Origin of the sequence: Curtobacterium phyllosphaerae, from assembly GCF_049341865.1 — a bacterium.
In the GTDB taxonomy this organism is placed as follows: Bacteria; Actinomycetota; Actinomycetes; order Actinomycetales; family Microbacteriaceae; genus Curtobacterium; species Curtobacterium phyllosphaerae.
In genome coordinates, this window is sequence record NZ_JBMPIU010000004.1 from 316,855 (window position 1) to 342,200 (window position 25,346).

Genomic DNA, 25,346 nt, shown 5'->3' on the forward strand with positions numbered 1-25,346 from the left:
GGGGTGTTGACACCCGAACGGGGGCCGACGGTTAATGGTCTCGGAGAGCCGTCCACTCCAGGACCGTCTCCCCGGGGAATCGGGTCGTTCTCCGGTTCGCGGATTGCGCATCGCGCCCGCACGGCGAGCGTCCCCGGGGAGACCTCTCCCTCCGGTTCCGACGACGGTGACCCCGTCGGCGGAACCGTGGTGCGCCCCCACCCGGCGCCCGTCCGCGCTGTGGGACCATGGTCGCGTGCCCGACGCCCGCCCGGACCCCGCCGTTCCCCCGTCCTCCGACGCCGACCGGGCCGTCGAGGCCGACGTCCGGGTGGTGGCACCGAGCCTCCGGACCACCGCGATCGCGCTCTGGGTGGTCGCCGTCGCGCTGATCCCCCTCGCGGCCGGGACGCAGGGCGTGGCAGCGCTCCCGTTCGCGGTCGTGCCGTCGGTGTTCGTCGCCGTGTTCGCGTGGCTCGTCCTGTGGCGTCCACACGTGACGGCGACGGCGGACGCGCTCGTGATCGCCGACGTCCGTCGGACCACGTCGATCCCGTGGCGCCGGGTGGTCGAGATCCGGTCCCGCCACGGACTCGAAGTCGTCACGAGCGAGGGTGTCCGCCGCACTTGGATCGCCCCACGGGGTTCCGCGCGGCTCCGCCTCGTCGGCGACGGCGACGGCGACCCCGACCCGACGGTACCGTCAGGCCGGCCGGGAGGCGCGCACCCGGTCACCGTGCATGCCGCGGCAGCGCGGTTGGCGGCCCGCATCCCCGCGGCACGGCCGATCGAGGGCCCACCGCCCGCGCACGTCGAGCGCATCCCGATCACCGTACGGACCCACTGGGTCGCAGTGCTCGTGCTCGTCGTGCTCGGCGTGCTCGCGTCGCTCTCGGGCGCCCGCATCTAGTCGAGCGAGTTCCCTGCCGGGCGCACGCCGGTCCTCCCGTCCGGCGCGCACCGGGCGCCGGAGGTGGGCCGCCCGCAGCGCCGGACACGCCGCCTCCCGGGCGGGGAGACGGCGTGTCGTGGACGGCTCGGACTACTCGTCCGCACCCGCCGCGAGGATGGTGCGGCGGAGTTCGCGACGCTCCCGCTGGACGTCCGGGTCGGGCAGCGGCACCGCGGCGATGAGGCGCTGCGTGTACGGGTCCTGCGGGTTGCGGAGGATCTGGTCGCGCGTGCCGAACTCCGCGAGACGTCCGTGGTGCATCACGGCGATGCGGTCCGCGAGCACGTCGATGACCGCGAGGTCGTGCGTGATGAACAGGCACGCGAAGTGGAACTCGCGCTGCAGGTCCTTCAGCAGGTCGAGGACCGTGGCCTGCACCGAGACGTCGAGGGCGCTCGTCGGCTCGTCGGCGATGAGGAGGGCCGGGCGCAGGGCCAGGGCACGGGCGATGCCGATGCGCTGCTTCTGCCCGCCGGACAGCTCGTGCGGGAACCGCGTCGAGTAGACGCGCGGGAGCCGCACGCTGTCGAGCAGTTCGTCGACCTCGCGGTTCAGCGCCGCGCCCTTGATGCCCTTCGCCAGGAGCAGTGGCTCCCCGATCGACTGACCGATCGTCATGCGCGGGTTCAGGGAGGACGCCGGGTCCTGGAACACGATGCCGGCGTTCTTGTGCACCTGGCGCACGAGCGAACGGGTCGCATGCGAGAGGTCCACGCCGGTGACGTCGAGCGCGCCGGACGTGATCGGCAGCAGACCGATCGCCGCGCGTCCGAGGGTCGTCTTGCCGGAGCCGGACTCGCCGACGAGGCCGACGACCTCGTCCTCGTGCACCGTCAGGTCCACGTGGTCGACGGCCCGGAACGCCTTGACGCGGCCGCGTCCCGGGTACTCGATGACGACGTCCCGGAACGACAGGACTGCCTTGCCGAGGTCGACCTCGCCGCCCTCCTCGTGGACGATCTCGTGGTCCGGCACGGTGGTGTGCGCGACGGTCGAGTCGCCCTCCACGACGCTGACGAGGGTCGACGTGAGGTCGATGACCTCGTCACCTGCCTGGCCGAGGCGGGGCACGGCGTCGAGCAGGGTCCGCGTGTACTCGTGCTGCGGGTCCGAGAACACGCCCCGGACGGTCCCGGTCTCGACGGCTTCGCCCTGGCGCATCACGACGATGCGGTCGGCGAGGTCCGCGACGACCCCCATGTCGTGCGTGATGAGGAGGACGGCGCTGCCGAGCTTGCCCGCCAGGTCGCGGATGAGGTCGAGGATCTCCGCCTGCACCGTGACGTCGAGCGCGGTGGTCGGCTCGTCCGCGACGAGGAGCTTCGGGTCGCAGGAGATCGACTGCGCGATCATCGCGCGCTGGCGCTGACCGCCGGACAGCTGGTGCGGGTACGAGTTGAACGCCTTGACCGGGTCGGGCATCTCGACCATGCCGAGGAGCTCGATCGCCCGGTCCTTGGCCTCGGCCGGGGAGATGCCGTAGTGGATCCGGACGGTCTCGACGATCTGCGAGCCGACCGTGAACACGGGGTTCAGCGCGGTCATCGGCTCCTGGAAGATCACGGCGATCTCCTTGCCCCGGTACTCCCGCATCTGCGAGGGACGGAGGCCGAGCAGCTCCTTGCCGTCGAACTCGATCGAGCCGTGCACACGGGCGTTCCGCGGGAGCAGCCCGAGGATCGACATCGAGCTCACCGACTTGCCGGAGCCGGACTCGCCGACGAGTGCGAGGACCTCACCGGAGCGGATCTCGTACCCGAGCTTCTTGACGGCGGGGGTCCAGACGTCGTCCACGGCGAAGTCGACGTCGAGGTCGTGCACGCGGATGATCGGCGTGCCGGTGGTCCCGGAGGTCCGAGTGGTGGGGGCGGTCGTGCTCATCGACGTCCGGTCCTTTCCCGGCCGCCGAGGCGGGCCGCGTACGAGGTGGTGGGGATGTGCGAGGAGGCGGAGGGACCTGCGACCATGGACGCATGGTCTCCCCCGCGCAGGACGCAGCAGTCGTGTTCGTGTCGAAGTTCAACCGCGTCCTCGCGGTCGGCCTCTGGGTCATCGTCGCGGCGCTCCTGGCCGCGGGTCTCGTCAACGGTGCCGACTGGCACCGCTGGCTGGGACTGGTGCCGGCCGCGTTCGGGGCCGTGCTCGGCTGGGCCGCACTCTGGCACCCGAGCGTCACGGTGGAGGACGACGGCATCGAGGTCGTCAACGTGTTCCACACCGTCGTCGTCCCGTGGGCCGCGCTCGTGCACGTCGACACGCGGTTCGCCCTGACGCTCGTGACGCCGGCCCGCCGGATCAGCGCGTGGGCCGCGCCGGCGCCCGGCCGCGCCGGCGTGGCGCTCGCCCGCCGGAACGAGCAGCGACACGGCAACGCCGAGACGGTCCCGATGGTCGGCGACGGGGAACGCCGTGCCGGTGACCTGCTGCACACCGAGTCCGGCGACGCCGCCTACGTCGTGCGCGGCCGGTGGACGGAGCTGCGCGACGCCGCGCGCTTCGAGGTGGGCGTCGCGGACACCACGCCCGTGCCGGTCCGGGTGCACTGGGTGACGATCGTCGTGCTCGTCGCCACGATGGTCGGTGGATGGTTCGCCATCGCGGCGCAGTAGCGCGGGGCGGGTGAGCGTGATCACGCGGTGATCTGCTCCGACGCGGAGGTGTTCTCGACCTCGCCCTCCTTGGTGCGGCGGAGGTTGAAGCGCTTCGACCGCGGGTCGAAGGCGTCACGCAGGCCGTCGCCGACGAAGTTGACGCAGAGCGCGAGCAGCACGATGAACGACGCCGGCCACCAGAACAGGTACGGACGGGTCTGGAACGCGGACTGGTTCTGGCTGATCAGCAGGCCGAGCGAGGAGTCCGGCGCCTTGATGCCGTACCCGAGGTAGCTGAGCGCCGTCTCGAGCAGGATCGCCGAGGCGATGAGGAGCGTCGCCGAGACGATGATGACGCCGATCGCGTTCGGCAGGATGTGCCGGAAGATGATCCGCATGTCGGACGCTCCGGCCACGCGGGCCGCCTCGACGAACTCACGCTCGCGGAGCGACAGGAACTCGGCGCGCACGAGACGCGCGACGATCATCCACGACACGAGACCGAGCAGCAGTGCCAGGCCCCAGGCACCGAGGCCGTTCGCGGTCTTGCCCACCACGGCGCCGATGACGATCGCCGGGATGACGATGAAGATGTCGGTGATGCGCATGAGGACCGCGTCGACGATGCCGCGGAAGTAGCCCGCGATCGCGCCGACGACGACGCCGATGACGGTCGCGAAGACACCGATCACGACCATGACGAGGACCGAGTTCTGGATCCCGCGCATCGTGAGGGCGAAGTAGTCCTTGCCGATGCGGTCCTGGCCGAACGGGTGCTCGGACGAGGGCGCCCCGCCGTCGACGAGCGTGTTGAGCTCCTTGTACGTGTAATGCCACCAGCCCGGGATCGGCCCGAGCCCGACCGCCGAGAGCGCGAACAGCAGGACGAGGACGTAGACGATCAGGGAGATCACGGCGAGCTTGTTCGCGGTGAAGCGTCGGAGGATGATCCGACCCTGGCTCTCCCCCGGCTCGTGGTCCGGCCCACCCGAGACCGCGGAGTCGAAGCCGTCGTTGATGTTCGGCTCGAGCGGGGCGCCGCCCTGGATGGTGCTCATCGGATGTCCTCCGTGGTCGTCGTCGAGGTGGTCGTCGCCGAGGTCGTCGTCGCCGAGGTCATCGGACGCGGACCCGCGGGTCGAGTGCCGAGTAGGCGAGGTCGGCGAGGAAGTTGAACACGATCGCCGTGATCGCGATGACCAGGAAGTAGCCCATCACCGGGTTCACGTCGGTGATCGAGAGCCCGCTGTTGAACAGCGCCCCCATGCCGGAGATCGCGAAGACCGTCTCGGTGATGATCGCGCCACCGAGGAGCGCCCCGATGTCGGTCGCGACCAGGGTGGCGATCGGGATGAGCATGTTGCGGAGCGCGTGCCGCACGATCACGGTGCGCTCGGGGAGGCCCTTCGCGCGGGCGGTGCGGACGTAGTCCTGGTCGAGGACCTCGAGCATGCCCGAGCGGGAGTACCGCGTGTAGGACGCGAACGAGATCAGCAGGAGCGAGATCGACGGCAGCAGCAGGTGCGTGTAGGTGTCGAGACCGGTGATCCAGAAGTCGGCCTGGAGACCAGGGGTGCTCGAGCCGACAGTGGCGATGGGGCGGTTGCCGACGAAGTTGTGCGAGTAGTTGCTCCACGACCGCATGAAACGGTCGAGCGCCACCACTCCGGCGCTCAGGAACGCGGTGAGCGCACCGATGCGCATCATCAGACCGCGGTCGTGGCCGCCGACGAAGAACCCGGAGGCGAGCCCGACGAGCACCGTGATCACCGCGAGGATGAAGATGGTCGCACCCGAGGAGACGTTGAGCAGTCCCTGCAGCGCGAAGTACGCCACGATCGCGATGAACACGTTGATGCCACCGACGAGCCACGCGCGCTTGTTCTTGGTGCCGGCGAGCATCGTCACCATCGCCAGCCCGAGTCCGGCCGCGAACAGGATGACGAAGACCGGGCCGAGCGACGGGTTGTTGAACCAGTTCGTCGCCTCCATGAGCGACAGCATGCCGCCCGTGATCACGGCACTCGCGACGAAGGTGATGAGGCGCTTGCGCGGCTCGCCCCCGACGATGAGCTGCACGATGGCGCCCATCACGATCGAGATCACGATCAGCGTCACGATGCCGATGTCGGGCTTCGCGAGGAAGTTGTTGTAGTCGAGCGCGACGAACGACTTGAGGAGCACCGCCATGAGGAACGACGGCAGCGAGTACAGGAAGAAGCTGACCAGCGTGATGGCGTAGTCGAAGCCGGAGTAGACGCGGAGGGCGGTGACGATGCCGAGACCGATGCCGAAGACGATCGCCAGCACGAACGAGAACGTGACGAGCTGGAGCGTCGAGCCGACGGCCTGCGGGAGGAGGTCGATGACCGCCTGGTTGTGGAACGTGGTGCCGAGGTCGCACTGTCCGATCACGCACTTGCCGACGCCACCGATCCAGATGCCCCAGCGGAGCGGCGGGATGAGGTCGAGGTGCTGGGATGCGACGCGGGCCGCGATGAGGGCCTCGCGGTTCGGCGAGTTGCTCCCCTGGAGGTCCTGCAACGGGTTCCCTGCGATCGCCGCCAAGTTGTACATGATGAACGAGGCGGCGATGAGGATGAGGACCGAGACGAGGATGCGTCTCGCGATGAAGCTCACCATGGGCGGAAAGGGCCTCTCCGGGGTCGGAAGGATGTCACGGTCGATCACAGCGCGATCGGCGTCGGGCCGGTCGCGTTCGTGACGCGCCGACCAAGGGTATCGGGTGGTTGGGGTGTTGCCGGTGCTCCACGGTCGGAGCTGCATGGTTCCACATGCACGCACCCGCGAAGGGGCGCCGGACTCGTCGAGCCCGGCGCCCCCTGCGATCGGCAGTGCTGGTGGGTTCAGTGACCGAGGGTCACTTGGTCCAGTCCCACATGTTCCAGACGATGCCGTTCTGGCCGCCGAAGTACTTCACGCCCTTCAGCGTGGAGTTGTTGGCGAAGATGCCCGGCAGCTGGAACAGCGGCAGGCCGTAGCCCTGCTCGAAGGCGATCTTGTCGATGTCGACCTTCATGCTCTGCAGCTTCGACGCGTTCAGCGTGGTCTGCGTGTCCACGGCGAGCTTCGAGGCGTCCGCGTCGGCGAACTTGTTGTAGTTCCCCGAGTTGCCCGTCTGGAAGAGCTGCGGGATCGCGGCATTGCCGGCACCCGGGTTGACCCAGCCGAAGATCGAGGCGTCGTAGTCGCCGCCGGCCAGGAGCGAGCTCCAGTCGGGCGAGCCGCCGTCGACGACCTTGAAGCCGGCCTTGGCCGCCGAGGCCTGGATGGCCTGGAAGGTGTCGACGCGGTTCGGGTTCCCAGTGTTGTAGAGGATCTTGACGGTCGGGGTCGCACCCTTCAGCAGGGACTTCGCCTGGTCGATGTCGACCTTCGAGTACTCACTGGAGTCGTTGCTCGAGACGGCCTGGTCGTAGCCGTCCTGGCCGGGCAGGAACAGCTGCGAGTCGAGGACCTTGGCCTTCGAGTTGATCGGGGTGACGATCGAGTCGAGGATCTGCTGGCGCGGGATGGTCAGGAGGAACGCCTTGCGCACGTTCTCGTCCTTGAACACGCTCGAACCGAAGTTCAGGTCGAGGTGGTCGTAGGCGACCTGGTTGCCCTGCTCGATCTTGATCCCGGAGGCCGCCTTGAGCGACTTCACGGTGTCGGCCGAGGCCTGCGGCTGGATCGCGTCGACCTCGCCGTTCTGGAGGGCCGTGACCTGCGCGTTCGCGTCACCGATGAAGCGCATCACGAGCTTGTTGAACTTGACCTCGTGGCTGCCCTTGTACTCGGGGTTCTTGACGAAGGTCATCGACTGCTTCGGTGCCCAGGCGTTGACCTGGAGCGGACCACCGGAGACGAGGAGCTTCTTGTCGCTCGGGAGGCTCGTCTTGTCGTAGCCGGTGTTGATGAAGCTGGCGACCTTCTTGAGCGTGTCGTTCGCCGGGGCCGGGTTCGAGGGGTCACCGGCGGGGGTGTCCTTGAGGGCCTTGAGGAACGCGGACTCGGAGACGCCGGCCTCTTCGGTCACGACGTGCGCCGGGAACTGGATCGGGCTGACGAGCTGCCAGTCGACGTACGGTTCCTTGTACTTGATGGTGATCGAGTTCTTCGTGATGTTCGTCGGGTAGTCCGTGGAGAACGGGAACCCGGCGGCGGTCGAGAAGTACTGCGTGCCCTTGGTGACGTTGCCGTCGGAGTCGGTCGTCGCGGACTCGTAGTACCCCGACGTGTTGGCCCATCCGAGGAGGAGGTCGTCCGAGTTCATGGACTTGCCGTCGGACCACTTGGCGTCCGAGTTGAGCGTGTACTTGACGGTCAGCGGGTTGTCGCTGATCTTCTTGTAGGTCCCGAGGTCCGTGTTGGGGACGATCTTGTACGAGTCGCTCAGGGTGAAGAACTGGGGCTGCGTCATGTAGTTGATGAGCCCGTTGGTGTCCAGGTTGCCCTGCGGGGTGTTGTAGTTGAACGACGAGGCTTCGTTGACCTGTGCGATCGTGACGGTGCCGCCGGCCGACGAGGTCTCGGTGTCGCTCGGCGACGTGGTGCAACCGGCGAGGACGACCGCGGCCGTCCCGGCGATTGCGATGGCGCCGATGGCCTGGCGCAACCGCCTCTTGGTGATGTTCACTCTGTGATCCTCCTGGGATGGAATGTGACCGAACCGCAAGGAGGCAGGGCTCACCAGCGTGTTCGAGAAGAACCATAGGCGGGCCTCGCGAGCGGCTCAAAATTCCTGGAGAAGTTGTTACACACTGGAAACCACTGCGCCTGATTCTTGCGCTGCACCACGATTCGTTGCGGTTCGGGCACAGATGCGCAACGAATCCGCTTGACCTCGACCGTCTCGTGACACAAGTGCGTCCAGTCGGTGAACACATGGAACGTCCGAGCGGCGCACAGGCCACTTCCGGGACGCGCACGAACCGGCTCGTCGGCGCCGCCTGGTCGTAGCGTTGGACCATGCAACCGACCGACATCGCGCACCTGCTCGTGCCCTCCCGACCGACATGCTCCGGCGATCCGCGGAACGGGGGGCTGCTCCTGACGGCGGTGTCCCACCCCGACCTCGATGCCGACGAGAACGTCTCGCGGATCGAGCGTGTGCTCGCGGACGGGACGACCACACCGTGGACCGTCGGGCCGCACGACGACGGTCCCGTCGTGTCACCGGACGGCGCGCACGTCGCGTTCCTCCGGCGCACCGGGGGTGACGGCCCGGCGGCCCACCCGCAGGTGGTGGTCATGCCGACCATCGGCGGCGAGGCGCAGGTCGTCACGGCGCTCCCCCTCGGGGCCGACGCGACGGTCGTGTGGTCCCCCGACTCGACGCGGCTCGCGACGACGGCACGGATCCCGGCGGCCGGCCGGTACGGCGTCCCGACGGAGGACGGCACCACTCCGGACGCCGCGGCCGAGGCGCCCCGGCACATCGATCGGCTCGACTACCGGATGGACGGCGTCGGGTTCCTGCGCGACCGCATCCGGCAGCTCGTCGTGATCGAGGTCGCCGCGGCACGGGCCGAGCCCGTGACGGCGGCCGTCACCGCCGGCGACACGCCGCTCAGCGACCCGACCTGGACCCCGGACGGCACGGGCGTCGTCGTCGTCGCCCCGCGCGACCTCGGCGCGACCGAGACGCTCGACAGCGACCTCTACCTCGTCGACCCGGCCACCGGTGCACTGACCCTGCACGCGCGGTCGGCCGGCGGTGTGGCGACGCCGTTCCACGCTCCGGACGGCACCCTGTTCTGGCTCGGGTCCGTCCGCGCGCACGGCGTGGTCGCCGTCCCGACCACCCTGTTCGTCGGCGTCGCGGGGACCGACGGCGTGTTCGAGGGGCGCGCCGTCACCGACGACCGCACCGTCGAGCTCGAAGCCGGCCCGGGGCTCGTCGCGGCACGCACGTCGGACCTGCTCGTGACCGTGACGCACCGGGGGGCCGTGGAGCTCCGCCGCGTCCCGTGGGACGGTTCCGCGCCCGCATCGCCGCTCGGGCTCGACGACCTCTCCGTCGTGCTCGGCGGCGAGGTCGTCGTCCGCGCCTTCACCGCGGTCGGCGACGACCTGGTCGTCGCCTCGGTCGCGTTCCCGGACAGCGCGGGCGAGGTCGTGCTGCTCGACGTGCCGGCCGACGGACCGGCGGACGACGACCTCCGGCAGGGAGGCGCGGCCGACGTCCGCCACGCCGCCGACGTCGCGCACACGGCGTACGGCACCGACCTGCGCGAGGCCGAGCTCCGACCCGTCGTGGAGCTCGACGGCACGGCGCCGGACGGCTACCCGGTCCACGGATGGCTCGTCCTGCCGGACGGCGACGGACCGCACCCCGTGCTCCGGGTCGTGCACGGCGGCCCGAACGCCGCCGACAGCCGTGCGGTGTTCGACGAGGCGCAGGTGTACGCGTCGGCCGGCTACGCCGTCGTCATCGGCAACCCCCGCGGGTCCGCAGGCTACGGCTACGACCACGGCCAGGCGATCGTCGGCGCGCTCGGCACCGTCGACGTGGACGACGTCCTGGCCCTCCTCGACACCGCCCTCGAACGCCCCGACCTCGACGGGTCGCGCGTCGGTGTGATGGGCGGCTCCTACGGCGGGTTCATGACGTCGTGGCTCGCGGCGAAGCACGGCGACCGGTTCGCCGCCGCCTGGAGCGAGCGTGCGGTCAACGCGTGGGACTCGTTCGCCGGCAGCTCCGACATCGGGTACTTCTTCGCCGACGCCTACGTCGGTGCCGACCCCGACGAGCAGCGCCGACGGAGCCCCCTGACGTTCGCGGGCGACGTCACGATCCCGTTCATGGTGGCGCACTCGGAGCAGGACTGGCGGTGCCCGCTCGAGCAGGGCCAGCGGCAGTTCGTCGCGTTGAAGCGTGCGGGGGTCGCGGCCGAGTTCCTGCTGTTCCCGGGCGAGGGCCACGAGCTCTCCCGGTCCGGGCGTCCGAGTCACCGGGTGCAGCGGTTCGAGCACGTCCTGCGGTTCTGGGGCACGCACCTGCCGGTGGCCTGACCCCCGGCCCCCCTCCCCGTTCCGCAGAACACCAGGTTGGCCGCACCGCGCAGCGTTGTGTCCGTGCGCGAACTGGTCAACGTAGGGTCTTGCGGAGCGGGGTCGGCTGGGCTGCTACTCGGCGAAGGCCTCGATCGGCGGGCAGGCGCACACGAGGTTGCGGTCGCCGTACGCCTGGTCGATCCGGCGGACCGGCGGCCAGTACTTCGACGCCGCGATTCCGGGCAACGGGTACACCGCCTGCTCCCGCGTGTAGGCGTGCGACCACTCCCCCGCGATGACGCTCGACGCGGTGTGCGGCGCCCCGACGAGCGGGTTGTCGTCCGCGGGCCAGGTGCCCGCCGCGACCTCGTCGGCCTCGGCGCGGATCGCGAGCATGGCGTCGACGAAGCGGTCGAGCTCCGCGAGGTCCTCGCTCTCCGTCGGCTCCACCATGAGCGTGCCGACGACGGGGAACGACATCGTCGGCGCGTGGAAACCGTAGTCGACCAGGCGCTTGGCGACGTCGTCCACGGAGATGCCGGTCGACTCCTTGAGCGGCCGGAGGTCGAGGATGCACTCGTGCGCGACCAGCCCGGCGTCGCCCGTGTAGAGCACCGGGTAGGCGTCCCGGAGCTTCGCCGCGAGGTAGTTCGCCCCGAGCACCGCGGCCTCGGTCGCCGCGGTGAGTCCCTCGACGCCCATCATCCGGACGTACGCCCAGGTGATCGGCAGGATGCTCGGGCTGCCGTACGGCGCCGCGGACACCGGACCGCCGCCGTGCGCGAGCCGCTCCGGGACGGAGGCGAGCGGCGTGGCGGAGCTGCCGAGCGCCTCCGCTCCGTCCGTCGATCCCGGACGCCGGTCCGCCTGCTGCGCCATCGGGTGCGCGGGCAGGAACGGCGCGAGGTGCGCCTTCGCCGCGACCGGGCCGACGCCGGGGCCGCCGCCGCCGTGCGGGATGCAGAACGTCTTGTGCAGGTTGAGGTGCGAGACGTCGCCGCCGAAGTCGCCGAACCGAGCGTGCCCGAGCAGTGCGTTGAGGTTCGCGCCGTCCACGTAGACCTGCCCGCCGGCGTCGTGCACCGCGTCGCAGATCGCGCGGATCTCGTGCTCGTACACACCGTGGGTCGACGGGTAGGTGATCATCAGCGCCGCGATCGCCCCGGCGTGCTGGTCGATCTTCGCCCGGAGGTCGTCGAGGTCGACGTTCCCGGCGTCGTCGCACGCCACGACGACCACGTTCATGCCCGCGAGCACCGCGCTGGCGGCGTTCGTGCCGTGCGCACTCGACGGGATCAGGCACACGGTCCGGTCGGTGTCGCCGTTGCTCCGGTGGTACCCGCGGATCGCGAGGAGTCCCGCGAGTTCGCCCTGGCTCCCGGCGTTCGGCTGCAGCGACACGGTGTCGTACCCGGTGACCTCGGCGAGCCAGGTCTCGAGGTCGCCCACCAGCGTCAGGTAGCCCTGGACGTCGGACGCGGGTGCGAACGGGTGGACCCCGGCGAACTCCGGCCACGTGACCGCCGCCATCTCGGTCGCCGCGTTGAGCTTCATCGTGCAGCTGCCGAGCGGGATCATCCCGCGGTCGAGTGCGTAGTCCTTGTCGGACAGGTGCTTGAGGTAGCGCATCATCCGGGTCTCGCTGCGGTGCGCCTGGAACACGGGGTGCGTCAGGTACCCGGACGTCCGGGCGAGCGCCGCCGGGATGCTCGGCGCCGCGTCCGCGATCGCCCGCTCGGTGTCCGGGACACGCTGCTCGGCACCGAGGACCGCGGCGACCGCGACGACGTCCTCCGGTGTCGTCGTCTCGTCGACCGACACCTGCACGGTGTCGTCGTCGACGCGGTGCAGGAGGTACCCGCGGTCGTGCGCAGCGGCGACGACCTGCGACGCGCCCCCGGGGAGGCGGAGGGTCACCGTGTCGAAGAACGCGTCGTGCACGACCTCGACACCGGCGGCGCGCGCCGAGTCCGCGAGGGCCGACGCGGTCCGGGCGACCCGGGCGGCGATGAACCGGAGGCCCTCGGGCCCGTGGTACACCGCGTACATCGACGCCATGACGGCGAGGAGCACCTGCGCGGTGCAGATGTTGCTCGTCGCCTTCTCGCGCCGGATGTGCTGCTCGCGCGTCTGCAGGCTCAGCCGGTAGGCCATCCCGCCGTCGGCGTCGAAGGACACCCCGACGAGTCGGCCGGGGAGCTGCCGCTCGAGCCCGGCACGCACGGCGAGGTAGCCGGCATGCGGGCCCCCGAAGCCGAGTGGCACGCCGAAGCGCTGCGAGGTGCCGACCGCGACGTCGGCGCCGAGGTCGCCCGGGCTCGCCAGGAGCGTCATCGCGAGCAGGTCCGCGGCGACGACCGCGATCCCCCCACCGGCGTGGATGCGGTCGACGACGGCACGCGGGTCGGTCACGCGACCGGACGCACCCGGGTACTGCACGACGAGCCCGAACGCACCGTCGGCGTCCGCGTCGGTCAGGCCGGTGGCGACGTCGAACTCGGCGATCGTGATCCCGACGGCGTCGGCACGGTGCCGCAGGATGGCCATGGTCTGCGGCAGGACGTCCCGGTCGACCAGGAACGTGTCGCCCTTGACCTTCGATGCACGGCGGGCGAGGAGCATGCCCTCGACCACGGCGGTGCCTTCGTCGAGCATCGACGCGCCGGCGGTCGCCATGCCGGTGAGGTCGGCGACCATGGTCTGGAAGTTGATGAGGGCTTCGAGTCGGCCCTGCGAGATCTCCGGCTGGTACGGCGTGTAGGCCGTGTACCAGCTCGGGTTCTCGAGGACGTTCCGCTGGATCACGGCCGGGGTGTGGGTCCCCGAGTAGCCGAGCCCGATCATCGGTCGGAGCACGGTGTTCCGCACAGCGATCGCGCGGAGCTCCGCGAGGGCCTCGTTCTCGCCGACGGCCGCCGGGATCGTCGAGTGCTCGACCGGAGCGGCGTGGATCGACGCCGGGACGGCCGCGCGGACCAGCGCGTCGAGCGAGTCGTACCCGAGCGTCTCGAGCATCCGCGCCTGGTCGGCGGGGCCGGTGCCGATGTGACGATCGGCGAAGGTGGTCTGGAGGTTGGCGTGCTCGTGGGAGGTCATCCGGGTCAGCTCGCGAACGCCGTGTAGCCGTCGTGGGTCATAAGGTCGTCGGGGACCCCGCCCTCGGCCAGCTGGATCTTGACGAGCCACGCGGCCCCGAACGGGTCCTGGTTGACCGTGTCCGGCGCGGCGACGACGTCCTCGTTGACCTCGGTGACGGTCCCGGCGACCGGCGAGAAGAGCTCGCCGACGCTCTTGGTGGACTCGATCTCGCCGAGGGTGTCGCCCACCCCCGCGGTGGTGCCGACGGCCGGGAGCTCGACGTACACGACGTCACCGAGCTGGTTCGCGGCGTAGTCGGTGATGCCGACGGTGACGATGTCGCCGTCGACCGCGAGCCACTCGTGGTCCTTCGTGTACTGGAGCGTGGTGATGTCGGTCATGCGGATCAGCCTTTCGCCGGGCGACGGTAGAACGGGAACGAGGAGACGGTGCTGGGGATGGCGGTGCCACGGACGTCGACGTGGAGGACGGTGCCGGGCTCGGCGGAGCCGGGCTCGACGAAGGCCATCGCGACGGGGTGCCCGAGGGTCGGGGACAGCGCGCCGGACGTCACCGTCCCGACCTGCCGGTCGCCGTCCGTCACGGCGTACCCGGCGCGCGCGGCACGACGCCCCGCCATCACGAGGCCGACGAGCACCGGGGCGTCCGCCGGGGGCTCGACGCCGTCCCGCCCGACGAAGGCGGTGTCCATCGCGACGACGCGACCGAGCCCCGCCTGCGCCGGCCGGGTGGCGGTGTCGAGCTCGTGGCCGTAGAGCGGCATGCCCGCCTCGAGCCGGAGCGTGTCCCGGGACGCGAGGCCGGCCGGCACGACGCCGCGATCGGCGCCCGCGGCGAGCAGTGCGTCCCAGATCGTCGGCGCGAGGTCGGGCGGGCAGTAGATCTCGAAGCCGTCCTCGCCGGTGTACCCGGTGCGGGCGACGAGCACGTCCTGCTGGTCGAACGAGGCGTGCAGCACGCGGTAGTAGCGCAGCTCGTCGAGGGGCGTCTCCGGCTGCAGGCGGTCCTCGAGGACGAGCTCGTCGAGCGTCCCCGCGGCAGCCGGCCCCTGGATGGCGACGAGCGCGGTGGTGTCGCTGTCGTCCGTGACCTCGACGTCGTAGGACCCACCGGACGTCGCGGTCACGCGCGCGGTCAGGGCCGCGACGGCGACGGCGCGGTTCGCGGCGTTCGCGACGACGAGGAAGGTGTCGTCACCGGTCTTGTACACGACGAGGTCGTCGAGGATCCCGCCGTCCTCGGCGAGCAGGAGCGAGTACTTGGCCCGACCGACCGGCATCGACCCGAACGACCCGGCGAGCGCGGCGTCGAGGAACGCGACGGCGTCCGGGCCCTGCACCCCGATCTCCGCCATGTGCGAGAGGTCGAACACGCCGGCCGCCTGGCGCACCGCGTGGTGCTCGGCGAGGTCGGAGGTGTACCGGACGGGCATCTGCCACCCGGCGAAGTCGGTGAACGACGCTCCAGAAGCGACATGCGCGTCGTGCAGCGGCGAGCGGCGCGCGCCGGCAGCAGGCGTGGACGGATCGGACATGGCGGAGTTCTCCTGGATCGGCGAGGTCCGGCTGCGTCGCCGGACGGAACTCCCCCTCTGTCATGGGCCTGAGAGTTTCGCCGGCGCCCCGAGCGGGTCGACGACTTTCACCGTGGGCGAGGACCGGACGCGGTCCTGCTTTTCAGAGTGGCCTGACTCCTGCGGTCGGTTCGACCTGAGAGATTGACGGGGAGGTTGCTCCTTCGGTGTCCGGACCCGGAGGTCGGACTCTCCCGCAGGGTGTGAGCGGCCCGATGTTCGATTGTGCGTCGATCGTACCGCGTCCGTGTCCCGAGCAGGTGACGACGGGCCTTCGACGACACGTAGAGTGATCGTGTGGCAGGACAGCGATCGCGCCCCCGCGGGCAGCTCGAGCAGGCGGTGCTCGACGCCCTCTGGACCGTCGACCGGGGGTCCGACCGCGGGCTCACCGCACGCGAGCTGCTCGAGTCCTTCCCGGAGCCCCGTCCCGCGCTGACCACCGTGCTCACGGTCCTCGACCGGCTCGGACGCAAGGGCACCGTCGACCGCCAGGAGCACCAGGACGCGCCCCTGACGTTCCGGGCCGCCCACTCCCGCGCGGACCACACCGCGACGCTCATGCAGTCGGCGCTCGCCGCGTCCAACGACCGGGCGGCCGCACTGCTGCAGTTCACCGGCTCCCTGGCCGCCGACGACCTCGACGCCCTCCGCGCCGCGATCGACGCACGACGGACGTCCTGACACCTCCGTGGTCGTCGTCGGCGTGGTCCTCCTCGCGGTCGCCGTCGCGGTGGTCGCGCTGGCGCCCCGCGGCCTGACCCGCTGGGCGTGGACGATCGACCGTCCCCGGACGGCCCTGGCGGCGTGGAGCGGATCGGTCGTGCTCGGGGTCGTCGGGTTCGTCGGCGGCATCGCCCTCGTCGCGCTGGCCGGACGCCCCGCCGACGACCCGTTCGGAATCGTCGGGTCCCCGACCCACGGCGTCCACCTCGTCGTCGCCGTCGCGGGGGTCGCGGCCTTCGTGATCGCCGTGCGCGTCCGACCGGGGCCGGAGCACGTCGCCGTCCGCGAGGCGATGCGCGCCGGTGCCGCCCCGCACCGGCTCGTGGACGGGACGATCGTCGCGGTCGTCGAGGCCGACCACGCCCTGGCCTGTGCGGTGCCCGGGCGGAGCGGCGGCGTGCTCGTCAGCTCCGGCCTCCGCGCGAGGCTCGACGACCGTGAGTTCGCGGCGGTGGTCGCGCACGAGGCCGCGCACCTCCGCGGACGCCATGCGCTCGTCGTCGCGGTCGCCGAGTCCATCGAGCGGGCCGTGCCGTGGGTCCCCGGGGCACGCGCGATGGCGCGGTCGACGCGCGTGCTCGTCGAGTTCGCGGCCGACGACGCCGCCGCACGGCGGACCGGCGCGGACGTCGTGGCACGGGCCGTGCTCGCTGCGGACTCCGCGTCGGCGCTGACCCGTGTCCGCGTGGCTAGGCTGGTCGGACCATCGTCACCGGACCCCCGACGAGACCCGAGCCCCCGACGAGACCCGGACCCCCGACAAGGAGAGAGTTGAAGCCGCTCACCGAGTCCGACATCAGGTCGTCGTTCGTCAACGCACTCCCGAACGAGCTCGACCACATGCCGATCCCCGGTCTCCACGAGATGCTCTGGGCCGACCGCGAGTACCTCGGCTGGCGTGACCCGCAGGCCGCCCGCCGCGGGTACATGGTGCACTGGATGGACGACCGTCCGACCGGCATCGTCGTCCGTGCCGCGGGCGGGTCGCTCCGCCCGGGGATCGCGGCGATGTGCTCGTTCTGCCACTCGCCCCAACCGGCCACCCAGGTGCGGCTGTTCTCCGCGTCACGCGCCGGCGACGCCGGGCTGAACGGGAACACCATCGGGTCGTACATCTGCGAGGACCTGGCGTGCTCGATCCTGATCCGTGTCGCCCCGCCGCACCTCAACCCGCCCGAGACGATCGCGGCCCGGAGCGCGGCGCTGCTGCAGCGCGTCCAGAACTTCACGGCCGACGTGATGCGGACGGCGTGACGACCCCGTTCGACCGCGCGAGCGTCCGGTGGGCGACCGTCGAGGAGCGCGACGAGGGCCGTTGGACGGCGACCCTGCTCGACGAGTCCGACGACGAGCTCGCCGCCGTCGGGATCGGCGTCGAGGGTGCATGGGATCCCGACGTCGTCGCGCACGTCGAGTTCCTGCTCCTCCGGCTCGGCCTCCGGGTCTTCGGGTCACGGCCGTGGGTCGTGGACGAGACCGGCGCGCACCGCGCGCCCGTCCTCCCCACCTGAGCGTGGTCTGGCGGCTCCCGCCCAGCGCGGCTGGCTACGGTCGGGAGGAGCGGGTGCGGCCCGCACCGGGCCTCCCGTCCGTCATCCCGCACCGCCCCCCGGAAGGAACCACAACCGCATGTCCGTCGTGAAGATCAACGCCATCCACGTTCCTGCCGGCGCCGGCACCGAGCTCGAGTCGCGCTTCGCGGCACGCCGGCACTCGGTGGACGGTGCCGCGGGGTTCGAGGGCTTCCAGCTGCTCCGCCCCGTCAAGGGCGAGGACCGGTACTTCGTCGTGACGACCTGGGCGAGCGAGGAGGCGTTCCAGGACTGGGCGGCGAACGGTGCCGCGGCGGCGCACGGTGGCGGTGCTCCGGCCGATGCGACGGGTTCGGCGCCGAGGCCGGTCGCCACGGGTGCCGACCTGCTCGAGTTCGAGGTCGTCGAGCTCTAGCTCCCTCGGTCGAGCGCTCGCTCCGTCGGGCTCTCGCTCCGTCGAGCGCTCGGTCCGTCGAGGATGCACCGACGCGGAGTCCGGGAACGGCCGCACCCCGGGGTTCCTGCGTCCTCGACGACCGGACGGACCGGGCCGGAGTCGCCTCAGCGCATCCGGGACCGTTCGACCGCGTCGAGGATCGTGTCCGCGACGAGTGCCGGTGCGGTCTCCGGCAGCCAGTGGTTCTCCGGCACCTCGACGAACCGGTAGGGCGCCGCGACGTACCGCTCGGTCCGCTCCGCGCCGGAGCGTCCGAGGGCCTCGTCCCCCGAGCCCCACACGAACGTCGTCGGCACGGTGACGGCCGTCGGGACGTCGCCCACGCTCGACGGGTCGGGCAACGGCAACGCCCGGTACCAGTCGAGTGCCGCGCGGAGCGCCGCCGGGTCCCGCAGGTGCGCCGCGTACTGGTCGGCGATGTGCGTCGGCAGGCCCATCCCGACGAGTGCGGTCGCGAGGTTCCGGCCGGCGAGCACCCGCTCCGGGATCCACGGCACCTGGAACAGGCCCATGTACCAGGAGCGCACGAGCTGGTCGGACCGTACGAACGCGTCCCCGAACGCGGCGGGGTGCGGGGTCGACAGGACCGTCAGCGACCGGAGCGCGTCCGGTGCCCGCTGCGCCAGACGCCAGGCGACGAGCCCACCCCAGTCGTGCCCGACGAGGTGCACCGGACCGTCGAGGCGGTCGATCAGGGCGAGGACGTCGTCGACGAGCCAGTCACGGCGGTAGTTCCGACGTCCGGGTGGTCGTGCGCCGACCGAGTAGCCGCGCTGGTCCGGGGCGAGGCACCGCAACCCGGCTTCGGTGAGCGCCGGGGTGACCGCGCGCCAGCCGGTCCGGTTCGCGGGGAAGCCGTGGAGCAGCACGACGGGGGTGCCGGACTCCGGTCCGACGTCGTCCACGTCGAAGACCAGGCGGCCGCGGCGGAGGTGCTCGATGCGGGTCATGCGCCCACCGTAGGCCTCGGCGGCGCGGACAGGTCGGCGGCGTCGTCGTCCGCCGTGGCTCAGGCTGCGGCGGAGAGTGCGTGCCGGCGGAACCAGTACAGGATCGCCTGGGTGCGCGAGGACGCCGCCGCAGCTCCGAGCTCCCCGGTCGAGGTGAAGAAGTCCCGGAACCCCTCGAGTCCGGCCACGGCGTCGTCGTCGAGTGGCTCGAACGCCATGGCCCAGTCCGGGAACCAGCGCTGCGTGACGGTGTCCCGGTCGAGGAGCTGCACGTCACGGTGCCTCGGGTCGGTGGCGATGTTCTCGTACAGTGCGTCGACGGCGTCGTCGGGACCCTCGACGAGCTGCAGGAACCGGCCCTCGCGGTAGGCGAGGAGTCCGGTCACGCCGAGTTCGGTGTTGCGCCGACGGGCGACCTTGAGGATGGCCGCCAGTTCGGCGTCGTCGGGTGGTGTCGTCGCTGTGCTGACGTAGACGATCGAGAGCATGAGTCCATAGTGCCGGACGGGCGGATCACGGAATGACCCTCGTTCGGGGGGCAGGACGGGTCGTCCACCGCGCGCGTCCGCCGGGACGAGACCACGCTGCACCGGGGCGCGGCCGGGTCGGTTCAGGCGGTGACGAACGCGTGCGCGGTGGGTTCGGCGGACGCCGTCTCGTCGACGATCTCGATGCCCTCGGGAACGGTCTCGACGCGCACGGCGGCGGGTCGGACGTTGCTGCGCGTGCGGTGTGCGCTGAGGTCTGCGAAGGAGGCGTTCCCGTTCATGCGACGATTCTGGGTCCGTTGCACACGGATCGACAAATCCCCAGTCGGGGTGTCGCCCGGAGAGGGCACGTCACGGCACCGGGATCCCTAGGCTCAGCTGCATGACCACTCAGAACCATGATGCCGTCGCCGACCGAGCGACCACCCTGCGAGACCTGCACCGAGCGCCGGAGATCCTCCGCGTGGTCAACGTCTGGGACGCGATCAGCGCCAAGACCGTCGCGGACCTCCCCGGCACCACCGCGATCGCGACCGCCGGCCACTCCATCGCCGCGTCCTTCGGGTACGACGACGGCGGCATGCCCCTCGACGTCGCGCTCCAGGGTGCGAAGACGGTCGTCGACGCGGTCGACCTGCCCGTCACCGCGGACCTGGACGACGGCTACGAGGACCCGGCGGAGACGATCCGCCGCGCGATCGGCCTCGGCATCGTCGGCGCGAACGTGGAGGACCGGCTGCGCCCCTTCGACGAGGCCGTCTCCCGCGTCCGGGCGATCATGCGCGCCGCCGAGCAGGAGGGCATCCCGTTCCAGCTCAACGCCCGCACGGACGCCATCGCGCGTGGCGGCGACCGCCCGCTCGACGAGAGCATCGCGGACGCGATCGCCCGCGGCAAGGCGTTCCTCGACGAGGGGGCGCCCCTGGTGTTCGTCCCGGGCGGCCACCCGCGCGAGGTCGTCGAGCGTCTCGTCGAGGGGCTCGGCGTCGGCACGCTCTCGGTGATCGGCCTGCCCGGCGCGCTGCCCGCAGCCGAGTACGAGGCCCTCGGCGTCGCCCGGATCTCGTACGGTCCCCTCACGCAGCGCGTCGCGCTCCGTGCGCTCCGCGACCTCGCCACCGACCTCTACGACGGCGGCGTCGTCCCGGAGGACACCCCGCCGCTCAACTGACGAACCGGCCACGGGCGGACGGGAGGCACGGGGCGGCGCTGCCCCGCGCCTCCCGTCCGTTCTGTGGTCCGTTCTGCCGACGCGCTGTCCGTCTGCTATGGTTGGAAGTGGGTGTTCTGTGACGAGCCGATCTATCTCGTTCCCACCTGCATCGCTTCGTACCGATTCCCCTGAATCGCATTCCACCGAAGCCACCCGCTCCGCCTGACCAGGCCGGGCACAGCACGCCGATTGTCGGCGTGTGCATCCCCCAGCCGCCGGGGCCCGATCCATCCGAGGATCCGAGAGCCCTGCCGGCCACACCGGATGCCGCCATTCTCGAAAGACAGCACCATGACCAACACCACACTCGACCTCACGCACGTCGACGGAACCGTCGCGTCCATCCCGGTCCTCACCCACGAGGACCTCGTCGAGTTCGTCGTCATCGAAGGACTCCACCACGAATACCTCGTCCGGCTCCCCCGGACCGATCTCGGCGCGCACGTCCGCCTCGGCGACCACGTGCTCGTCGCCGGTGCCGAAGGCTGGGTCGTCCCGGGCCGCGCCTGGTTCGGCGAGCCGAGCCGCACGATCCTGCAGGCGCACGAGGTGCGGCTCGCGGAGTACGCCGTCGCGGCCTAGCCCGTCCGGACACAGGAGCGGCGCTCACCCTCCGGGGTGGGCGCCGCTGCTCCGTTCCGGGAGGGAGACTCGGAGCGCGACTCAGTACTCGCCCTTGATGACGAAGAACGAGCCGCGGATCTCCCCGGCGAGCTTGGATCGCTGTCGGGCGAACTTGAACTTCGACGCGAGCTCCGCGGGCACCTCCATGCCCTGGGACAGCTTGAGGCCGACCGCACGCTTGCCCGCGTCGGCGATCGTGTACATCACGTTGACCGACAACCCCGACTCGTGGAACACGTACGCCATCCGGATGCCGTCGACCTCGAACGCGGTCGCCTCGAGTGGCTTCGACGCGATGACGATGTCCTTCTCGAGCAGGATCGTGCTGACCCACTCGACGACGTCCGGGACCTCGTCCGCGGGGCTCGTCGTGAACACGTGGTCGTACTTGTTCCCGAAGTAGCGGGCCTCGTTCGCGCGCAGTCCGGCGAGCGCATCGGCGACCGGCGAGGTCTCGAGCCCGGTGGTGGACACGTCCACGAAGTCGACGGCGTACGGCATGGGGTTCTCCTCGGATCGGTTCGTGCGCTCACCGTAGCGCGACGGAGGCCGCCGCCACACTCCTCGCCCGGCAGATGCCGGAGGAGGACTCAGCGACGGCGCTCGGCACGCGCGAGGAGCCACAGGTACGTGGCGTGCCCGATGAGCGCGATGCCGAAGAAGACGGCCGCGACGGCGAAGACCGGATCGAGCTGGCGCCCGGCAGCCCCGGTGAGGAGCAGCACGATGCAGGCGAGGACCGCCGTCGCGAGCACCCCGACCTGGACACGAGACCAGATCTTCCGGTACCGGGGCTGCTCCTGCATGCTCATCGCGGGTCGCCGTTCGTTCGTCTGCCGTCGAGGCAACGGTAGACCATCATCCCCCGTGCTCCACGCCGGCCGCTCACTCGGCGGACCAGAGCTCCTCGGCCTCGAGCGTGAGCTCGAGCAGCTGACGCAGCAGGTCGGTCATCGTCGCCGACCTCAGCAGGGCGTACCTGTCGTACTCCCCCAACGGGGCGATGGCTGCGAGCTGCCATGCGGCCGCAACGGGGTCGTCCGACAGCTCGATGTCGGACTCCGCCGGCGACTCCGAGACTCGGGCGACCAGGCGTCGGACGGCCGTCTCGGCGTCGACCCGCAGGGGTTCGAGTGCAGCGGACCACTCCAGGTCCGGCAGCATCGACACCTCGGCCCGAGGGTACGGATCGTCGTCGACCCAGCGTTCGACCGTGAACCGCTGCGTCCCCATGCCGATGACGAACAGGTCGTCGGCGCCCACGGCGGCACTGACGAGACGCGCCATCGTCCCGACCGAGGCGCGCTGGTCGCCACCGCCGGCTTCCGAGCCACGCTCGATGAGCACGACACCGAACTCGGGTTCGTCGAGGTCGAGCAACTGGCCGATCATCGTGAGGTACCGCGGCTCGAACACCCGGAGCGGGATCGGCACCCATGGGAGCAGCACTGACCCGAGCGGGAACATCGGTGAGACGGTCATACCCCAGTCAAGCACCGCTGCCGCGGGGAACCGGTGCGGAGCAGACGCGGACCCGTTGCCGCGGTCGCGGGTCGGCGAGCGTCGGCGCTCGGCCGAGGTTCCTCGGCGCCTAGTTGTTGAAGCGGAACTCCACCACGTCGCCGTCCTGCATCACGTAGTCCTTGCCCTCGATCCGGGCCTTGCCGTGGGCGCGGGCCTCGGCGATGGATCCGGTCTCGACGAGGTCGTCGAACGAGATGACCTCCGCCTTGATGAAGCCCTTCTCGAAGTCCGTGTGGATCACACCGGCGGCCTGGGGCGCCTTCCACCCCTTGCCGATCGTCCACGCCCGGGTCTCCTTCGGCCCAGCAGTGAGGTACGTCTGCAGCCCGAGGGTGTCGAACCCGATGCGCGCGAGCTGGTCGAGCCCGGACTCGGGCTGGCCGGTGGCCTCGAGGAGCTCCTGCGCCTCCGCGGCGGACAGGTCGATGAGCTCGGACTCGATCTTGGCGTCGAGGAACACCGCCTGCGCCGGTGCGACGAGTTCGGCCAGGGCGGCCTTCCGGGCATCGTCGGTGAGGACGGCTTCGTCGACGTTGAACACGAAGATGAATGGCTTGGCCGAGAGCAGTCCGAGCTCGCGGATCGGCGTGAGGTCGATCGAGGTCGCCGACAGCAGGATGCCCTGCTCGAGCACGGCACGGACCTCGCGCGCGGTGTCGAGGACGACCGGCTCTACCTGCTTCAGCTTGACGGCCTTCTCGTACCGCGGCATCGCCTTGTCGACGGTCTCCATGTCGGCGAGGATCAGCTCGGTGTTGATCACCTCGAGGTCGTCCTTCGGCGAGACCTGCCCGGCGACGTGCACGACGTCGTCGTCGTCGAAGCCGCGGACGACCTGCGCGATCGCGTCGGCCTCGCGGATGTTCGCGAGGAACTTGTTGCCGAGCCCCTCGCCCTCGCTGGCGCCCTTGACGATGCCCGCGATGTCGACGAAGGACACCGGTGCGGGCAGGACCTTCTCGGAGTGGAACAGGTCCGCGAGCACCTGGAGGCGGGCGTCCGGCAGGTTCACGACGCCGACGTTCGGCTCGATGGTCGCGAACGGGTAGTTCGCCGCCAGCACCTGGTTCTTGGTGAGCGCGTTGAACAGGGTGGACTTGCCGACGTTGGGCAGTCCGACGATCGCGATGTTGAGAGCCACGATGCACAAGCCTAACCGCGCAACGCCGACCGCCCGCCCGGGCGATGTCCGTCCCCCGTGCGAGCATGACGCCGTGACACTGGACTTCACGGCGATCGACTTCGAGACGGCGAACGGGTCGAGTGCGTCCGCGTGCTCGGTCGGACTCGTGAAGGTCCGCGCGGGCCGGGTCGTCGACCGGACCTGGTGGTACATCCGTCCGCCGTTCGGCCACGACGCGTTCCTGGAGTGGAACACCCGGATCCACGGGATCGTCGCGTCCGACGTCGCCGATGCCATGGGGTGGGCCGAGCAGTACGCGGACATCGTGGCGTTCGCGGAGGGCGACGTCCTGACCGCGCACAACGCCCGCTTCGACATGGGTGTGATCGCGGGCGGCTGCGCGGCGACGGACACGGACCTCGTGCCGCACCGCGCGATGTGCAGCCTCGCGGTCGCGCGCCGGACCTACTCGCTCGATTCCTACCGGCTGCCGGTCGCGGCGATGGCGGCGGGCTTCGAGGACTTCGCCCACCACGACGCGATGGCGGACGCCGAGGCCTGCGCGGCGATCATCGTCCACGCCGCCCGCCGGCACGGGGTCGACTCCCTCGAGGACCTCGGCCGTGCGACACGCGTGCCGTTCTCCCAGGTCGCCCAGCGGGAGCGGGAGCAGCAGCGCGTGCCGCGGTCGCGCCCGCAGGACCACCGCTCCATGGTCTTCGCCGACTGACGCGGCGCCCGATGACCGACGAAGGCCCTCTGCCGTCCGATCTGTTCGCGGACCTCGACCGGTCGGGCCCGATGCCGCTCTACTTCCAGGTCGCCTCCCGCCTCGAGGAGGCGATCCGGTCCGGCACCATCCCGCCGGGGTCGCGTCTGGAGAACGAGGTCGCCCTCGGCGAGCGCCTCGGCCTGTCCCGTCCCACGATCCGTCGTGCGATCCAGGACCTCGTCGACAAGGGTCTGCTCGTCCGGCGCCGCGGCATCGGCACCCAGGTCGTCCACGGCCCGGTGACGCGGAAGGTCGAGCTGACGAGTCTCCACGACGACCTCGCCGCCGGTGCGCAGGTACCGGCGACGACCCTCCTGTCCCGGGAGGACGTCCCGGCCGACGACCGCGTCGCGACGGCGCTCGGGATCCCGGTCGGCACGACGGTCGCGCACATCCGGCGGGTCCGCTTCGCCGAGGACGTCCCGATGGCGGTGCTCGAGAACTACCTCCCCCCGGAGTTCCTCGGCATCACCGACGACGACCTCACCACGTCCGGGCTGTACCAGCTGCTGCGGGGTCGGGGCGTGACGATGCGCGTGGCGAAGCAGCGGATCGGCGCACGGTCGGCGACGAGCGAGGAGTCACGACTGCTCGAGATCGACGACCACGGGCCGGTCCTGACGATGAGCCGGACGGCGTACGACGCATCGGGCCGGGCGGTCGAGGTCGGCTACCACTGCTACCGCCCGGACCGGTACTCCTTCGAGGTGACGCTCGTCGACAAGTAGGCTCGTCGACAAGTAG

The 25,346-nt window shown here is 70.9% G+C and carries 26 protein-coding genes and 2 riboswitches; of the genes, 12 read left to right on the top strand and 14 right to left on the bottom strand.

Annotation, left to right across the window (positions count from 1 at the left end):
* Positions 1-235: 235 nt before the first annotated feature.
* Positions 236-889 (top strand): hypothetical protein, encoded by a 654-nt coding sequence (locus tag ACO0E0_RS09510; RefSeq protein WP_422871162.1) that lies wholly within the window; start codon positions 236-238, stop codon positions 887-889.
* 132 nt (positions 890-1,021) lie between these two features.
* Here ACO0E0_RS09510 and ACO0E0_RS09515 read toward each other — a convergent pair whose 3' ends face one another.
* Positions 1,022-2,812, bottom strand: a complete 1,791-nt coding sequence (locus ACO0E0_RS09515; RefSeq protein WP_422871163.1) for an ABC transporter ATP-binding protein — start codon at positions 2,810-2,812, stop codon at positions 1,022-1,024.
* A gap of 92 nt (positions 2,813-2,904) precedes the next feature.
* On the opposite strand from ACO0E0_RS09515, the gene ACO0E0_RS09520 reads away from it, so the two are divergent.
* Complete coding sequence (locus tag ACO0E0_RS09520; RefSeq protein WP_422871164.1) at positions 2,905-3,540, top strand: PH domain-containing protein; 636 nt, start codon at positions 2,905-2,907, stop codon at positions 3,538-3,540.
* A 20-nt stretch (positions 3,541-3,560) separates the two neighbouring features.
* Here the strand turns inward: ACO0E0_RS09520 and ACO0E0_RS09525 are convergent, their stop codons facing one another.
* The 3 genes from ACO0E0_RS09525 to ACO0E0_RS09535 all read right to left on the bottom strand — a co-directional run bounded on the left by ACO0E0_RS09525 (position 3,561) and on the right by ACO0E0_RS09535 (position 8,161).
* Positions 3,561-4,580, bottom strand: a complete 1,020-nt coding sequence (locus ACO0E0_RS09525; RefSeq protein ID WP_422871165.1) for an ABC transporter permease — start codon at positions 4,578-4,580, stop codon at positions 3,561-3,563.
* Positions 4,581-4,638: 58 nt separating this feature from the next.
* Positions 4,639-6,165, bottom strand: coding sequence for an ABC transporter permease (locus ACO0E0_RS09530; RefSeq protein WP_422871166.1), 1,527 nt, complete (start codon positions 6,163-6,165; stop codon positions 4,639-4,641).
* A 238-nt stretch (positions 6,166-6,403) separates the two neighbouring features.
* Positions 6,404-8,161: an ABC transporter family substrate-binding protein gene (locus ACO0E0_RS09535; RefSeq protein ID WP_422871167.1), complete on the bottom strand. Its 1,758-nt coding sequence runs from the start codon at positions 8,159-8,161 to the stop codon at positions 6,404-6,406.
* A gap of 332 nt (positions 8,162-8,493) precedes the next feature.
* On the opposite strand from ACO0E0_RS09535, the gene ACO0E0_RS09540 reads away from it, so the two are divergent.
* The gene (locus tag ACO0E0_RS09540; protein WP_422871168.1) at positions 8,494-10,539 is read left to right on the top strand and encodes a S9 family peptidase; all 2,046 of its coding nucleotides are present in this window, start codon (positions 8,494-8,496) and stop codon (positions 10,537-10,539) included.
* 114 nt (positions 10,540-10,653) lie between these two features.
* Here ACO0E0_RS09540 and gcvP read toward each other — a convergent pair whose 3' ends face one another.
* The 3 genes from gcvP to gcvT are packed head-to-tail and all read right to left on the bottom strand — an operon-like array spanning position 10,654 to position 15,154.
* Positions 10,654-13,617 carry an aminomethyl-transferring glycine dehydrogenase gene (gene gcvP, locus ACO0E0_RS09545; RefSeq protein ID WP_422871169.1) on the bottom strand — a complete coding sequence of 988 codons (2,964 nt, stop codon included), beginning with the start codon at positions 13,615-13,617 and terminating at the stop codon, positions 10,654-10,656.
* A gap of 5 nt (positions 13,618-13,622) precedes the next feature.
* Positions 13,623-14,000: a glycine cleavage system protein GcvH gene (gene gcvH, locus ACO0E0_RS09550; RefSeq protein ID WP_422871170.1), complete on the bottom strand. Its 378-nt coding sequence runs from the start codon at positions 13,998-14,000 to the stop codon at positions 13,623-13,625.
* Between the two features lie 5 nt (positions 14,001-14,005).
* Positions 14,006-15,154 carry a glycine cleavage system aminomethyltransferase GcvT gene (gene gcvT / locus ACO0E0_RS09555; RefSeq protein WP_422871171.1) on the bottom strand — a complete coding sequence of 383 codons (1,149 nt, stop codon included), beginning with the start codon at positions 15,152-15,154 and terminating at the stop codon, positions 14,006-14,008.
* Positions 15,155-15,201: 47 nt separating this feature from the next.
* Positions 15,202-15,306, bottom strand: a riboswitch (glycine riboswitch).
* A riboswitch (glycine riboswitch) is annotated at positions 15,307-15,400 on the bottom strand. It lies immediately after the preceding riboswitch.
* 90 nt (positions 15,401-15,490) lie between these two features.
* On the opposite strand from gcvT, the gene ACO0E0_RS09560 reads away from it, so the two are divergent.
* From ACO0E0_RS09560 to ACO0E0_RS09580, 5 genes are all read left to right on the top strand, one after another.
* The gene (locus ACO0E0_RS09560; RefSeq protein WP_422871172.1) at positions 15,491-15,877 is read left to right on the top strand and encodes a BlaI/MecI/CopY family transcriptional regulator; all 387 of its coding nucleotides are present in this window, start codon (positions 15,491-15,493) and stop codon (positions 15,875-15,877) included.
* Positions 15,878-15,884: 7 nt separating this feature from the next.
* Complete coding sequence (locus ACO0E0_RS09565) at positions 15,885-16,694, top strand: M48 family metalloprotease (protein ID WP_422871173.1); 810 nt, start codon at positions 15,885-15,887, stop codon at positions 16,692-16,694.
* Positions 16,691-17,173, top strand: a complete 483-nt coding sequence (locus ACO0E0_RS09570; protein ID WP_422871174.1) for an FBP domain-containing protein — start codon at positions 16,691-16,693, stop codon at positions 17,171-17,173. The genes ACO0E0_RS09565 and ACO0E0_RS09570 overlap by 4 nt, the downstream gene beginning before the upstream one ends.
* A complete protein-coding gene (locus ACO0E0_RS09575) occupies positions 17,170-17,430 on the top strand; it encodes a hypothetical protein (RefSeq protein WP_422871175.1) in 261 nt (86 codons plus the stop codon). Before ACO0E0_RS09570 ends, ACO0E0_RS09575 begins: the two co-directional genes overlap by 4 nt.
* Before the next feature lie 118 nt (positions 17,431-17,548).
* Positions 17,549-17,866 carry an antibiotic biosynthesis monooxygenase family protein gene (locus ACO0E0_RS09580; protein WP_422871176.1) on the top strand — a complete coding sequence of 106 codons (318 nt, stop codon included), beginning with the start codon at positions 17,549-17,551 and terminating at the stop codon, positions 17,864-17,866.
* Positions 17,867-18,012: 146 nt separating this feature from the next.
* On the opposite strand, the gene ACO0E0_RS09585 is transcribed toward ACO0E0_RS09580, so the two are convergent.
* From ACO0E0_RS09585 to ACO0E0_RS09595, 3 genes are all read right to left on the bottom strand, one after another.
* On the bottom strand, positions 18,013-18,858 hold the full coding sequence (locus ACO0E0_RS09585) for an alpha/beta fold hydrolase (protein WP_422871177.1): 846 nt from the start codon (positions 18,856-18,858) through the stop codon (positions 18,013-18,015).
* Between the two features lie 59 nt (positions 18,859-18,917).
* Positions 18,918-19,346: a BLUF domain-containing protein gene (locus ACO0E0_RS09590; protein ID WP_422871178.1), complete on the bottom strand. Its 429-nt coding sequence runs from the start codon at positions 19,344-19,346 to the stop codon at positions 18,918-18,920.
* A gap of 122 nt (positions 19,347-19,468) precedes the next feature.
* Positions 19,469-19,627, bottom strand: coding sequence for a hypothetical protein (locus ACO0E0_RS09595; RefSeq protein WP_422871179.1), 159 nt, complete (start codon positions 19,625-19,627; stop codon positions 19,469-19,471).
* Positions 19,628-19,728: 101 nt separating this feature from the next.
* Between ACO0E0_RS09595 and ACO0E0_RS09600 the strand changes: the two genes are divergently transcribed.
* Positions 19,729-20,517: an isocitrate lyase/PEP mutase family protein gene (locus tag ACO0E0_RS09600; RefSeq protein WP_422871180.1), complete on the top strand. Its 789-nt coding sequence runs from the start codon at positions 19,729-19,731 to the stop codon at positions 20,515-20,517.
* 333 nt (positions 20,518-20,850) lie between these two features.
* Positions 20,851-21,141 carry a hypothetical protein gene (locus ACO0E0_RS09605; protein WP_422871181.1) on the top strand — a complete coding sequence of 97 codons (291 nt, stop codon included), beginning with the start codon at positions 20,851-20,853 and terminating at the stop codon, positions 21,139-21,141.
* Positions 21,142-21,222: 81 nt separating this feature from the next.
* On the opposite strand, the gene ACO0E0_RS09610 is transcribed toward ACO0E0_RS09605, so the two are convergent.
* The 4 genes from ACO0E0_RS09610 to ychF all read right to left on the bottom strand — a co-directional run bounded on the left by ACO0E0_RS09610 (position 21,223) and on the right by ychF (position 23,848).
* Complete coding sequence (locus ACO0E0_RS09610; protein WP_422871182.1) at positions 21,223-21,684, bottom strand: phage tail protein; 462 nt, start codon at positions 21,682-21,684, stop codon at positions 21,223-21,225.
* Between the two features lie 89 nt (positions 21,685-21,773).
* Entirely contained in the window at positions 21,774-21,995 is a 222-nt protein-coding gene (locus ACO0E0_RS09615) for a hypothetical protein (protein ID WP_422871183.1), read from the bottom strand.
* A 73-nt stretch (positions 21,996-22,068) separates the two neighbouring features.
* Complete coding sequence (locus ACO0E0_RS09620; protein WP_422871184.1) at positions 22,069-22,665, bottom strand: LON peptidase substrate-binding domain-containing protein; 597 nt, start codon at positions 22,663-22,665, stop codon at positions 22,069-22,071.
* Between the two features lie 109 nt (positions 22,666-22,774).
* Positions 22,775-23,848, bottom strand: a complete 1,074-nt coding sequence (ychF, locus tag ACO0E0_RS09625) for a redox-regulated ATPase YchF (RefSeq protein ID WP_422871185.1) — start codon at positions 23,846-23,848, stop codon at positions 22,775-22,777.
* Between the two features lie 73 nt (positions 23,849-23,921).
* Between ychF and ACO0E0_RS09630 the strand changes: the two genes are divergently transcribed.
* Positions 23,922-24,560 carry an exonuclease domain-containing protein gene (locus ACO0E0_RS09630; protein ID WP_422871186.1) on the top strand — a complete coding sequence of 213 codons (639 nt, stop codon included), beginning with the start codon at positions 23,922-23,924 and terminating at the stop codon, positions 24,558-24,560.
* An 11-nt stretch (positions 24,561-24,571) separates the two neighbouring features.
* Positions 24,572-25,330 carry a GntR family transcriptional regulator gene (locus ACO0E0_RS09635; protein ID WP_422871187.1) on the top strand — a complete coding sequence of 253 codons (759 nt, stop codon included), beginning with the start codon at positions 24,572-24,574 and terminating at the stop codon, positions 25,328-25,330.
* Positions 25,331-25,346: the final 16 nt, after the last annotated feature.

Bases quoted from the DNA above. Each gene is read 5' to 3' on its own strand.
- ACO0E0_RS09635 (WP_422871187.1), top strand. From the start codon at position 24,572: ATGACCGACGAAGGCCCTCTGCCGTCCGATCTGTTCGCGGACCTCGAC.
- ACO0E0_RS09590 (WP_422871178.1), bottom strand. From the start codon at position 19,346: ATGCTCTCGATCGTCTACGTCAGCACAGCGACGACACCACCCGACGAC.
- ACO0E0_RS09620 (WP_422871184.1), bottom strand. From the start codon at position 22,665: ATGACCGTCTCACCGATGTTCCCGCTCGGGTCAGTGCTGCTCCCATGG.
- ACO0E0_RS09525 (WP_422871165.1), bottom strand. From the start codon at position 4,580: ATGAGCACCATCCAGGGCGGCGCCCCGCTCGAGCCGAACATCAACGAC.
- ACO0E0_RS09530 (WP_422871166.1), bottom strand. From the start codon at position 6,165: ATGGTGAGCTTCATCGCGAGACGCATCCTCGTCTCGGTCCTCATCCTC.
- ACO0E0_RS09615 (WP_422871183.1), bottom strand. From the start codon at position 21,995: ATGAGCATGCAGGAGCAGCCCCGGTACCGGAAGATCTGGTCTCGTGTC.
- ACO0E0_RS09605 (WP_422871181.1), top strand. From the start codon at position 20,851: ATGACCAACACCACACTCGACCTCACGCACGTCGACGGAACCGTCGCG.
- ACO0E0_RS09585 (WP_422871177.1), bottom strand. From the start codon at position 18,858: ATGACCCGCATCGAGCACCTCCGCCGCGGCCGCCTGGTCTTCGACGTG.
- gcvP (WP_422871169.1), bottom strand. From the start codon at position 13,617: ATGACCTCCCACGAGCACGCCAACCTCCAGACCACCTTCGCCGATCGT.
- ACO0E0_RS09515 (WP_422871163.1), bottom strand. From the start codon at position 2,812: ATGAGCACGACCGCCCCCACCACTCGGACCTCCGGGACCACCGGCACG.
- ACO0E0_RS09595 (WP_422871179.1), bottom strand. From the start codon at position 19,627: ATGAACGGGAACGCCTCCTTCGCAGACCTCAGCGCACACCGCACGCGC.
- ACO0E0_RS09600 (WP_422871180.1), top strand. From the start codon at position 19,729: ATGACCACTCAGAACCATGATGCCGTCGCCGACCGAGCGACCACCCTG.
- ACO0E0_RS09610 (WP_422871182.1), bottom strand. From the start codon at position 21,684: ATGCCGTACGCCGTCGACTTCGTGGACGTGTCCACCACCGGGCTCGAG.
- gcvH (WP_422871170.1), bottom strand. From the start codon at position 14,000: ATGACCGACATCACCACGCTCCAGTACACGAAGGACCACGAGTGGCTC.
- ACO0E0_RS09540 (WP_422871168.1), top strand. From the start codon at position 8,494: ATGCAACCGACCGACATCGCGCACCTGCTCGTGCCCTCCCGACCGACA.
- ACO0E0_RS09580 (WP_422871176.1), top strand. From the start codon at position 17,549: ATGTCCGTCGTGAAGATCAACGCCATCCACGTTCCTGCCGGCGCCGGC.
- ACO0E0_RS09520 (WP_422871164.1), top strand. From the start codon at position 2,905: ATGGTCTCCCCCGCGCAGGACGCAGCAGTCGTGTTCGTGTCGAAGTTC.
- gcvT (WP_422871171.1), bottom strand. From the start codon at position 15,154: ATGTCCGATCCGTCCACGCCTGCTGCCGGCGCGCGCCGCTCGCCGCTG.